This is a genomic window from Nitrospira sp. M1 (genome assembly GCF_965152605.1).
In genome coordinates this window covers 3,554,626-3,565,674 of sequence record NZ_OZ224217.1, presented here as the reverse complement: position 1 = coordinate 3,565,674, position 11,049 = coordinate 3,554,626, and the positions used below count along the sequence as shown (strand labels likewise).

At 49.1% G+C, this 11,049-nt stretch carries 9 protein-coding genes; 6 read left to right on the top strand and 3 right to left on the bottom strand.

Annotation, left to right across the window (positions count from 1 at the left end; all coding sequences use genetic code 11):
• Positions 1-22: 22 nt before the first annotated feature.
• The 3 genes from tsaE to ACWHX8_RS16075 are packed head-to-tail and all read right to left on the bottom strand — an operon-like array spanning position 23 to position 2,926.
• Positions 23-499, bottom strand: coding sequence for a tRNA (adenosine(37)-N6)-threonylcarbamoyltransferase complex ATPase subunit type 1 TsaE (gene tsaE, locus ACWHX8_RS16085; RefSeq protein ID WP_447969152.1), 477 nt, complete (start codon positions 497-499; stop codon positions 23-25).
• Between the two features lie 25 nt (positions 500-524).
• Complete coding sequence (locus ACWHX8_RS16080; protein ID WP_447969151.1) at positions 525-2,147, bottom strand: NAD(P)H-hydrate dehydratase; 1,623 nt, start codon at positions 2,145-2,147, stop codon at positions 525-527.
• A gap of 56 nt (positions 2,148-2,203) precedes the next feature.
• Positions 2,204-2,926, bottom strand: a complete 723-nt coding sequence (locus ACWHX8_RS16075; RefSeq protein ID WP_447969150.1) for a pyridoxine 5'-phosphate synthase — start codon at positions 2,924-2,926, stop codon at positions 2,204-2,206.
• A 253-nt stretch (positions 2,927-3,179) separates the two neighbouring features.
• Between ACWHX8_RS16075 and ACWHX8_RS16070 the strand changes: the two genes are divergently transcribed.
• The 6 genes from ACWHX8_RS16070 (at position 3,180) to cimA (ending at position 10,982) form a co-directional block, all read left to right on the top strand.
• Entirely contained in the window at positions 3,180-4,370 is a 1,191-nt protein-coding gene (locus ACWHX8_RS16070) for an aminotransferase class I/II-fold pyridoxal phosphate-dependent enzyme (RefSeq protein ID WP_447969149.1), read from the top strand.
• Positions 4,367-5,680 (top strand): homoserine dehydrogenase, encoded by a 1,314-nt coding sequence (locus ACWHX8_RS16065; RefSeq protein ID WP_447969148.1) that lies wholly within the window; start codon positions 4,367-4,369, stop codon positions 5,678-5,680. The genes ACWHX8_RS16070 and ACWHX8_RS16065 overlap by 4 nt, the downstream gene beginning before the upstream one ends.
• 28 nt (positions 5,681-5,708) lie before the next feature.
• A complete protein-coding gene (thrC, locus tag ACWHX8_RS16060) occupies positions 5,709-6,767 on the top strand; it encodes a threonine synthase (protein WP_447969147.1) in 1,059 nt (352 codons plus the stop codon).
• A 73-nt stretch (positions 6,768-6,840) separates the two neighbouring features.
• Positions 6,841-8,067, top strand: coding sequence for a hypothetical protein (locus ACWHX8_RS16055; protein ID WP_447969146.1), 1,227 nt, complete (start codon positions 6,841-6,843; stop codon positions 8,065-8,067).
• On the top strand, positions 8,067-9,299 hold the full coding sequence (locus ACWHX8_RS16050; RefSeq protein WP_447969145.1) for an aspartate kinase: 1,233 nt from the start codon (positions 8,067-8,069) through the stop codon (positions 9,297-9,299). The genes ACWHX8_RS16055 and ACWHX8_RS16050 overlap by 1 nt, the downstream gene beginning before the upstream one ends.
• A 36-nt stretch (positions 9,300-9,335) precedes the next feature.
• Positions 9,336-10,982 carry a citramalate synthase gene (gene cimA, locus ACWHX8_RS16045; RefSeq protein ID WP_447969144.1) on the top strand — a complete coding sequence of 549 codons (1,647 nt, stop codon included), beginning with the start codon at positions 9,336-9,338 and terminating at the stop codon, positions 10,980-10,982.
• The last annotated feature ends 67 nt before the right edge of the window (positions 10,983-11,049 follow it).

Genomic DNA, 11,049 nt, shown 5'->3' with positions numbered 1-11,049 from the left:
GGTGATGAAGGCAATGAAGAGGTTATTCCAAAATCTTTAAAACAAGGTCTCGACTTTTTGTCCCTGTGGCTCTTACGGTTGCCTTTCTGATTGATCGTTGTTGATGTTCAAGAAGAATTTCAAGGTGATCGGTTGGTAGGTCGTCTTCCATGCGTTCTGCCCATTCAATGACGACAACCGAGGACGAATCCATATATTCCTGAATCCCGATTCCAGCAAGTTCATGGGGATGCTCTAGTCTATACAAGTCGGCATGAATCAGTTGAAGCCGGCCATGATATTCATGAATGAGTGTGAATGTCGGGCTTGAGACCAATGCCGTGTCGACTTGAATGCCCGAGGCCAAGCCTCTGACGAAAACGGTTTTTCCCGCACCTAATTCTCCTCTGAGAGCAATGACTTCTCCTCCTGTCAGGTGCTGACCCAGCCTCTGTCCCAATGATTCAGTGGCTTGGACTGATGGGAGGCGAGTGGTCCACCCATTTCCTTCGTTTTTCATGGAGAACATACCATGTAACTCTTGTTTAAGATGTTGTGTTTTCGCCGCATGGCGACAACATGTGCTGTAAGGCGTGCGGGAGATGTTCAATAAGGTCACTGGCGATCAAGCTGGCTTGTCCAAGCTGTTTTGCGGCCAAATCTCCAGCCAGCCCGTGGAGGCAGACTCCAGCCCGTGCGGCATCCCAAGGGAGAAGGCCTTGGGCAAGAAAACTGGCAATGACTCCTGTGAGGGCATCTCCCATACCGGCGCTTGCCATCCCCGGATTGCCCGTTCCACAGATGGTAGCTTGGCCCTGTGGATGAGCGACAATGGTTCGAGCCCCTTTCAGTACGAGAATAACTTTGTGAGCCTTCGAGAATTTGAGCGCGAGCCCAAGGCGGTTGTGATTTATTGTTGTAGCAGACGTTTGGCCAAGGAGCCTGGCCATTTCCCCTGGGTGAGGCGTGAGAATTGGCATTTTTTTGCAAGAGGACAGTAGAGGAAGATATCCAGCAAGAATATTTAATCCGTCGGCATCAATAACGCAATGTTGCGTAAGATTGGGAAGTAATTGTCTGATGAGCTTTCCCGTTTCTCCATGGGTACCGATTCCCGGTCCAAGCGCAATGGCATCACGTTCTTCAGCAAAGGCCATGAGCGGTTTGAGGGCCGCACGACTGAGGGTTTGGGTTTTGGTTTCTGGCATGCCTAATGTCATGGCTTCAAAGAGCTTGGCATCAAGGCTCGACTGTCCCGATTGAGGTGTGGCAATGGTGACTAAGCCGGCTCCTGTTCGTAGGGCCGCTCGAGCGGCTAATGCTGCCGAGCCAGTTTTGCCTGGTGAGCCAGCAATAAGTCCGATATGCCCACATGTGCCCTTGTGTGAGTCTTGGTTTCGTGTCGGTAGTAGTGCCGCAATAGACTGTGGAGTCAGAAGGTGAAGTCCTACACCTAATTCGTCTACATAAGCCTGTGGAATACCAATATCAATCGTGGTAATGATGCCTGTATGGTTGATGGCCTTTCCCAGGTACAGGCCAATTTTGGGGCAACCGAATGAAACCGTCGTGTGGGCCTTGATCGCAACCCCCAGGATCTTTCCTGTATCGCTATGGATTCCTGATGGAAGATCAACGGCAATCGTTGGCGCTTGCGCGTCATTCATACTGTTGATCGCCGTGTGATAGGGTTCTCTAACGGTGGATGACAATCCCGTGCCTAACATGGCATCAATAAGGAGAGTGGCTTTGTGGGTTGAGGCACGAATGCTGGCTTCTGATGGTTCAATCTTAATCACTGAAGAAGGGACTATCTTGCGTAAGCGTTGATACATTCCCCGCGCATCGTGAGTCAGTTCTTTCGGATGAGCCAGGAGGAGGACATGGATTTTTGCGTGTTGTTGTTTTAATAGTCTGGCAATAACGAGCCCATCCCCGCCATTATTGCCTTTTCCACAGACGATAGTGATCGGTTGTCCAGAAGGTGACCCAAACTGTTGTTCAAGGACTTGAACGACGCCCTTGCCAGCTCGTTCCATTAATAGGCTTCCGGGGATCTTGTGTTCGTCAATAGTGCGTCGATCTAGAGACTGCATTTGGGAGGCGGTGACAAGTGTCGGGAGTGGCGTTGGGTTGGCTAGTGTCGTCATGGGGTTGGGAGTACGCATGATTTGCTAGGCGTGAGGGTTGCTTGGCTATGGCCAATGAGTTGCTGTTGGTTATTTCAGCGAAGTGGGTTGAGTAAGGCTTTCATGTCTCTGACGGCTCTCTCCAAGCCAGTAAAAACGGCACGGGAGATAATGCTATGGCCAATGTTGAATTCAGCAATTTCAGGAATGTGCATCAAGCGTTGAATATTGTGGTAATTCAGTCCATGGCCGGCATTGACGCCTAAGCCAAGTCTGTGTGCAAGTTTTGCTGATTGTTCAAGGGCGTCGAACTCTGTTTGTTGCTCTTTGCTGTTTCTCGTATTGGCGTACCGTCCTGTATGCAGCTCGATGGAATTAGCTTGAATCTTGTGTGCAGCTCGAACCTGTTGCTGGTCGGGATCGATGAACAGGCTCACCGGGATTCCTCCGTCATGGAGGAGCTGAATCATGTCGCGTATTCGTTCTTTGCGTTCAACCACAGCCAGGCCACCTTCGGTTGTGAGTTCCTGTCGTCGTTCCGGGACGAGAGTGACCATGTCAGGTTTAATGCTGAGAGCCATTTTTGCTACGGTTTCGTCAGCGGCCATTTCCAAGTTTAATTGGATATGAACGGTTTCTTTTAACAAGGTGAGGTCTCGATCTTGTATATGACGTCGATCTTCACGCAGATGAACGACGACACCATCTGCACCGGCCAGCTCTACCAACGTAGCCGCGGTAATGGGATCTGGTTCATGGCCACCTCTGGCTTGTCGAAGGGTTGCAACATGGTCTACATTCACACCGAGTCTGGCCATAAGTTCCTCTTGTTGGAAAAAGCCCCTTCAAAGAATGAAGGGAAGGGGAACGCATTATGTCAGAAGTGAAAATATGGCTGCAAGAAAACGCCTCGAGTGTCGGTGTTCTCCTCCATTCAGTTTTCATCCAATTTGTCGACGGGGAGATGAAAATTGACTGCTTGAATCAGCTGATCTAAAATACGAAATTGTTGAAAAAAGAAGGATTTCCTACGTTCTTGCCAACTGATTCAAATCATTTTTTACGGACATCATGACACCATTTTATCGAATTGAACGTTTGCCACACTATGTATTCGCCCAAGTCCAATCGTTGAAGTTAGAAGCACGACAACGAGGGGAGGACATTATTGATTTAGGGATGGGCAACCCTGATCAACCGACCCCTTCGCATATCGTGGATAAGCTGACTGAAGCGGCGGGGAATGGACGAAATCACCGGTATTCCGCTTCACGAGGCATCACCAAGCTCCGGCATGCGATTTGTGCGTGGTATAAGCGAAACTATGATGTTGACTTAGACCCAGAAACAGAAGCGATTGCGACATTGGGAGTCAAAGAAGGGTTGGCCCATCTGGCTTTGGCAATGGTTGGTCCAGGGGATGTGGTGTTGACGCCAACCCCTACGTATCCAATCCATATGTATAGTGTGATTATTGCTGGAGGAGAAGTACGTGGGGTTGAATTGAATCCAGCGGCGGGGGATTTTTTCGAAAACTTAACGCGAGTGTACCGTCAAACTCAACCGCGACCTAAAATACTCATTATGAGTTTTCCACATAATCCAACCACGAGTGTGGTGGATCTGGAGTTCTTTAAAAAAATTGTGGCCTTTGCGTTGGAAAATGACGTGTGGCTGGTTCATGACTTAGCCTATGCCGATCTCGTCTTTGATGGCTATCGAGCTCCGAGCCTCCTTCAGGTTCCAGAAGCCAAACAAGTCGGCGTTGAGTTTTATTCTTTGTCGAAAAGTTATAATATGCCAGGGTGGAGAGTTGGGTTTTGTGTTGGCAATCAAGAGATGATTGGCGCACTGACCAAAATAAAAAGTTATTTAGACTATGGCATGTTTCAGCCAATTCAAATTGCCAGTATCATTGCGTTGAACGGGCCTCAGGATTGTGTTGGAGATATCGTGGAGCGGTACAAACGTCGGCGGAATTCGCTAGTGGATGGTTTGAATCGAATTGGGTGGGACGTTGATTATCCACGTGCGACGATGTTCGTGTGGGCACGCATTCCACCCGCGTTTCGAGGTATGGGTTCGCTTGAATTTTCAAAGTTATTGTTGCGTGAAGCCAAGGTCGCCGCTTCTCCGGGAATAGGCTTTGGCGAGGGTGGCGATGAGTACGTGCGATTCGCGCTTGTGGAAAACGAACATCGTATTTATCAAGCCGTTCGAGGCATGAAGCATGCCCTTAAACTTGGGGATACGAGCCGATGAAGTCTAAAATTACGGTAGGAATGATAGGGTTAGGAACTGTGGGATGTGGTGTGGCCAAAGTGTTGTTTGGCAATGCTCCATTGATTGCTAAGCGGGTTGGAGCACCGGTCGAGCTCGTTCGGATTGCAGATTTAGATATTACGACAGATCGAGGATTGTCGATACCAGAAGGCGTACTCACTACCGATGTGCAGGCCGTGCTTCAGGATTCAGATATTGATATTGTCGTCGAATTGATTGGCGGCTATGACCCGGCCAAGGGTTTTATCCTCAAGGCTATCGAGCAAGGGCAATCCGTTGTCACGGCTAACAAAGCCTTATTAGCGGTGCACGGGGAAGAAATTTTTCATGCGGCAACATCCGCTGGGGTTGATCTCGGCTTTGAGGCCAGTGTTGGCGGAGGGATTCCGATTATCAAGTCCCTAACCGAGGGGCTAGTCGCCAATGAGGTGACCTCGATGTTCGGGATTATGAATGGGACATCTAATTATATTTTGACGAGAATGACGGAAGATGGGAACAGCTTCGACGATGTGCTGCAGCAGGCGAGGGACGAAGGATATGCCGAAGCGGATCCGACATTTGACGTCGAAGGAGTCGATGCAGCGCACAAATTAGCCATCTTGGTGAACCTGGCGTTTGGAACGACGGTCAATATTAAAGACATTCATACTGAAGGGATTTCTCGTCTTTCGACGATGGATTTTGAGTTTGCCCGTGAGTTTGGCTATACCATTAAATTGTTAAGTATCGCGAAGTGCGTCGATCATGAAATTGAAGCGCGAGTCCATCCGACTCTCATTCCCTCAACCTCCCCTATGGCTCAAGTTGGAGGGGTATATAACGCTATTCATATCGTTGGAGATGCTGTCGGGGATGTGGTCTTGTACGGGCAAGGAGCCGGTTCCCTTGCAACGGCCAGTGCCGTGGTAAGCGACATCGTGGATATTGCAAGAAATCGACTCAAGAATATTTCTGCGCGTGTGCCAGTTGCTTCCTATCACTGGGATCATCGTGCGCCCATTCGTCTGCGGCCTATTGAAGAAATTTCAAGTATGTATTATTTACGGTTCATGGTTCTGGATCAACCTGGCGTCCTTGCTCAAATCTCCAGTACTCTGGGTGAGCAGAACATCAGTATTTCTTCGGTGTTACAGAAGGGGCGACAACAGGGGCAAGCCGTGCCGTTGGTCATTATGACACATCGTTCGTCAGAGCGTGCGGTTCAAGTGGCGATTCAGACTATATCACACATGCCATTTATCTCTGAAGCGCCCATGCTGCTACGGATTGAAGGGGCAGAGGCATGAGTGAACGTAGCAAAGTGATGGTGCATGTATGATTCCTTGGCGAGGAGTGATCGAAGAGTATCGGAAGTTTTTGCCGGTGAGCGATTCGACTCCCATTGTCTCCTTACAAGAAGGGAATACCCCGCTCGTTCAAGCGAAACGGCTGGCTCAACGTATCTGTCCTGGGGTTGAGCTGTTTTTGAAAATTGAGGGCGCCAATCCGACTGGCTCGTTTAAGGATCGCGGAATGACCTTGGCGGTTTCCAAAACGCTTGAAAAAAAGGCGCGAGCGGTTATGTGCGCGTCAACTGGAAATACCTCTGCGGCGGCGGCGGCCTATGGGGCGAAGGCTGGGCTCCCTGTCTATGTGCTAATTCCTGCAGGAAATATCGCGCTTGGTAAGTTGACGCAGGCTATCATGCATGGGGCGAAAGTTATTCAGATCGAGGGAAACTTTGATCAAGCGCTTCAGATTGTGAAAGAACTGTGTCGGGATGATGAATTTGAACTCGTCAATTCGATTAATCCATTTCGATTAGAAGGTCAAAAAACCGCTGCGATGGAAGTGTGTGATCAATTAGGAAAGTCTCCCACCGTCCATGTACTGCCTGTTGGGAATGCCGGAAATATTACGGCCTACTGGAAGGGATACCAAGAGTATCATGCGGCCGGTCAAGTCAGAAGTGTGCCCAGAATGATTGGATTTCAGGCTGAAGGTGCGGCTCCCATCGTGCGAGGACATGTCATTGAACATCCCACCACCGTTGCCTCGGCTATCAGGATTGGTAATCCAGCAAGTTGGCAATTAGCGATGAATGCTGTTCAAGAGTCAGATGGTCTGATCAATATGGTCACCGATGATGAAATACTTGAGGCCTATACAATGGTGGCGCGAGAAGAAGGGGTATTTTGTGAGCCAGCGTCCGCGGCGTCGGTTGCAGGGGTCATAAAGTTGCATGCGGCAAACGAATTGTCCGAGGGCATGACAGTGGTCTGCACATTGACAGGACATGGTCTGAAAGATCCTGATACCGCGATGAACATTTCCGATCAACCATTGACGGTTCGGGCGACTCGTGAGGAGGTTGCAGCCGTTTTATCTCTGTGATATTCCTGAGATATTCTGTGTGAGATATGGTGAGTCCACGTTGTTATTCTTGAATTGAGATCTGTGATTGACAATGAAAACCATCATTGTCCAAGGCGATGGCATCGCGTCTCATGCTCTTCCAGAGCTTGATGGGCAAACGCTGTTGCAAGTTGCCAAAACCCCGAATTTAGACGAGATGGCAACCCAGGGCGAGTTCGGCGCTTTGACTTTGCCGTCTCAAGGTGTTTCGCTCTCAGGCACTGTGGTGCATTTATCTCTGCTTGGTTATGATCCTGCCAGGTATTATTCGGGGCTTGGACCATTTGAAGCCGCGAGTTTAGAAATTGTCCTCGAGCAGCATGATATGGCGTTTCTCTGTCAATTCGTGACGCTGGGGGGATCAAATGGTCATGGGGATGACAAAAAATTAGGTCCAGCCCTCATGTTGAATGATGATGAAGCAGGTGGGATCAATACGGAAGATGCGCGAGAATTAATTGATGTTGCCAATGAGCAGCTTGGGTCAGAAGCCATTCAATTCTATGCCGGCGAGCGACATCGCCACGTGATGGTGTGGATTGGGTGTCCCAATCGTTGTCGCTGTTATAATCCACTGACAGCACGAGGTCGAACGATTGAGCCATTTCTTCCATCTGGGAAAAGCGCCGATGTCCTTAGAGAACTCATGGAGGCCTCTCGCATTCTTCTTCGGCGTCACCCCGTCAATCTAGAACGTGAGCAGGCAAAGCAAAGCCTGGCGAATTGTCTCTGGTTGTGGGGGCCTGGAAAAGCCATTGAATTGCCAAAGTGGAACGATCGGTGGTCGATTTCCAATATTACAATTTCACCATCGAGTGTGCACCGTGGTGTTGCGATGTGTGCGGGGATGGACGTGCTGAATCCTCTAAACTCTGACGACAATCATTTGCAGAGCTTTGGCCTGTACGTGCAGGAATGTATAACTGAAATGCAAACGAGAGACTTTGTCTATGTGCATGTGCCTATGCCCGATACTGCGAGATCAGATAACATGAACGCTATGATTCATACGATAGAAATGTTTGATGAGCAGGTCGTTGGTCCTCTTCTTCACTCACTTCCTGAGAGAGGCGATTGCCGTCTTTTGGTTGTCGGAAACCATGCTGGCGAAGACGCGCAAGAGCCCTCGCTCTCTCCGACTCCCTATGCCTTGCTTTCACCGCTCCAGGCACGACACACAAAGGCACCATCATCTTTTGATGAAGTCCATGCTGTGCAAGGTCCTGCTCGAGATGCCACAAGGATTCTTGGGCGAGTGCTCGCAACAGAGGCCTCTTAATGGCATTACTCATTCAGAAGTTTGGTGGAACTTCCGTTGGAAGTGTGGAACGAATCCATGCGGTTGCTGACTTGATTGAACGGACAGTTCGTGAGGGACATCAGCTTGTTGTCGTGCTTTCCGCGATGAGTGGAGAAACCGATCGGCTTTTGCGGTTAGCACGCGATATCTGTACGGTTCCTGACGAACGTGAATTAGACATGTTGTTGTCGTCGGGCGAACGAGTCACGATTTCGTTAATGGCGATGACGCTCAGGGAACGAGGAATTTCAGCTCAATCCTTTACTGGGCGGCAAGTTGGAATTGTGACAAACAATTCTCATACGAAGGCGCGAATTTCCCGTGTCGCCGCCGACCGGGTGAAAGTGGCATTGTCAGAGGGAGTCATTCCGATTGTTGCCGGATTTCAAGGTATCAATGCGTCATCAGATGTGACGACGCTTGGCCGAGGCGGATCGGACTTGACGGCTGTTGCGCTGGCTGCGGCATTAAAAGCGGATCGATGTGTGATTTATACCGATGTGGACGGGGTCTATACCGCCGACCCCAATGTGGTGCCCAATGCCAGAAGGCTTCGCGTACTTTCCTATGAGGAAATGTTAGAATTAGCAAGTTTAGGGGCAAAGGTCCTACAGGCTAGGTCTGTGGAGTTTGCGGCGAGGCATCAGGTACCGCTTGAAGTCAAATCAAGTTTTACGGAAGGGCAGGGAACACTTGTGACACAAGAACATGCCGATATGGAAAGAGTCCTCGTCTCTGGTGTTGCCGGAGATTTGAATCAAGCCAAGTTGACGGTCGTGGGAGTGCCGGATAGTCCAGGGATTGCCGCTCAAGTATTTGGGGCTGTGGCTGAAGCCGGTCTGAATGTCGACATGATCATCCAGAACATCAGTCAGGAGGCCTTGACCGACATTTCGTTTACCGTCCCGCGAGTGGAACTCCCTCAGGCGATTGCGTTGCTCAAAAGAGTGGCGACGACGGTTCATGCGCGTGAGGTCGAAGTCAAAGAAGATATTGCTAAAGTCTCCCTTGTTGGCGTGGGCATGCGATCGCATTCAGGAATTGCCGCTCGAATGTTTCAAGCCCTTTCCCGTGAAGGCATTAATATTTTAATGATCAGTACTTCTGAAATTAAGGTGTCCTGCGTTGTGGAAGAAAAATATTTAGAATTGTCGTTACGGTCATTGCATAATGAATTTGAATTAGATAAAGATCCCTCCGTTTCCCTCTGACGATATGGGTGTGAACATGAAGAGAACAGATTGAAGATGAACGATTATTCCACAGCTAGCCCATCGTTAGAAATCTACGATACCACGTTACGTGATGGATCGCAGGCAGAAGATGTGAGCTTTTCCGTCGAGGATAAGATCCACATTGCATTAAGGCTTGATGAGTTAGGTATTCATTACATTGAAGGAGGATGGCCAGGAGCAAACCCAAAAGATATCGAGTTTTTTCGAGTTATCAAAACCACGCCATTAAGCCAAGCCACGGTTGTTGCCTTTGGCTCCACACGAAAAGCGGATAATGCCGTCCAGAGCGATCCCAATCTCCAGGCCTTGTTGTCGGCTGAGACCGAAACGGTGACGCTTTTTGGAAAAAGTTGGACTCTACATGTGACGGAGGCGTTAGGGACGTCATTAGAGAAAAATCTAGAACTGATTGGTGATTCAATCGCGTATCTCCGAGACCAACAGCGTCATGTATTCTATGATGCCGAGCATTTTTTTGATGGCTATAAAACGGATGCCGATTATGCAATGAAAACCTTACGAAAAGCGGCAGAGGCTGGAGCCGAACGTATCATCTTGTGCGATACCAATGGCGGGTCGATGCCGTGGGAAATTAAGGAAATTTTCGAGCGGGTTCAGGCTGAGAGTTCTGTCCCTCTTGGCATTCACGCCCATAATGACGCAGAAATGGGCGTTGCCAATTCTATTGTGGCTGTGAACGCTGGCGCACGGCAAATTCAGGGAACGATCAATGGAATCGGAGAGCGGTGCGGGAATGCGAATCTCTGCTCTATTGTTGCTAACCTCGAATTGAAAATGAACACGCCGGTTTTAGGGGAAGGACGATTAGCTCAACTTCGAAGTGTCTCAATGTATGTGTCGGATATTGCAAACCTCCTTCCAAATAAACGTCAACCGTATATTGGTGATACCGCGTTTGCCCATAAAGGTGGTGTGCATATCCACGCCGTGCAAAAAAACCCGTTAACCTATGAGCATGTTCGACCAGAAGATGTTGGCAATCACCGCCGTGTCTTGATTTCTGATAATAGCGGCAGGAGTGCGGTGCTAGGAAAGATTGAAACGTTAGGGTTAACTTTGCCGAAAGAGCATGCGCATGTGGAAACGCTCTTGTCCGCGTTGAAGGCTCGAGAGTATGAGGGCTATCAGTTTGAAGGAGCCGAGGGGTCATTTGAGTTGATGGTCAAAAAAGCGCTTGGCGAACATACACCGTTCTTTGAGTTATTGGGCTGTCGGGTGATCATTGAAAAACGGCAAGCGAATGAGCAACCGGTTATGTCTGAAGCGACGATCATGGTCAAAGTTGGAGAAGTCGTAGAGCACACCGCTGCGATTGGGGATGGCCCCGTGAATGCTTTGGATAATGCTCTACGTAAAGCCCTTGAAAAATTCTACCCACAATTACACGATGTGAAGCTCCTAGACTATAAAGTCCGGGTCTTGTCTGGCAGTCAAGGTACAGGATCTCGTGTGCGCGTATTAATCGAGTCTGGAGATCATAAGGGAAAATGGTCAACAGTTGGAGTATCCGAAAACATTATTGAGGCAAGTTGGCAGGCATTAGTTGATGGGATTGAGTACAAATTGCTACAGGAGGAACGGCCCCCCATAGAGTCTCCCAGAGGACACGATGGGTTGATCAAGGATAAGTTGTTGTAATTCCTTGACATTTCATGTAATCGCCTGTACTTTTGAAAAGATGCCTCTAAGAATTTATTGAGGCTAG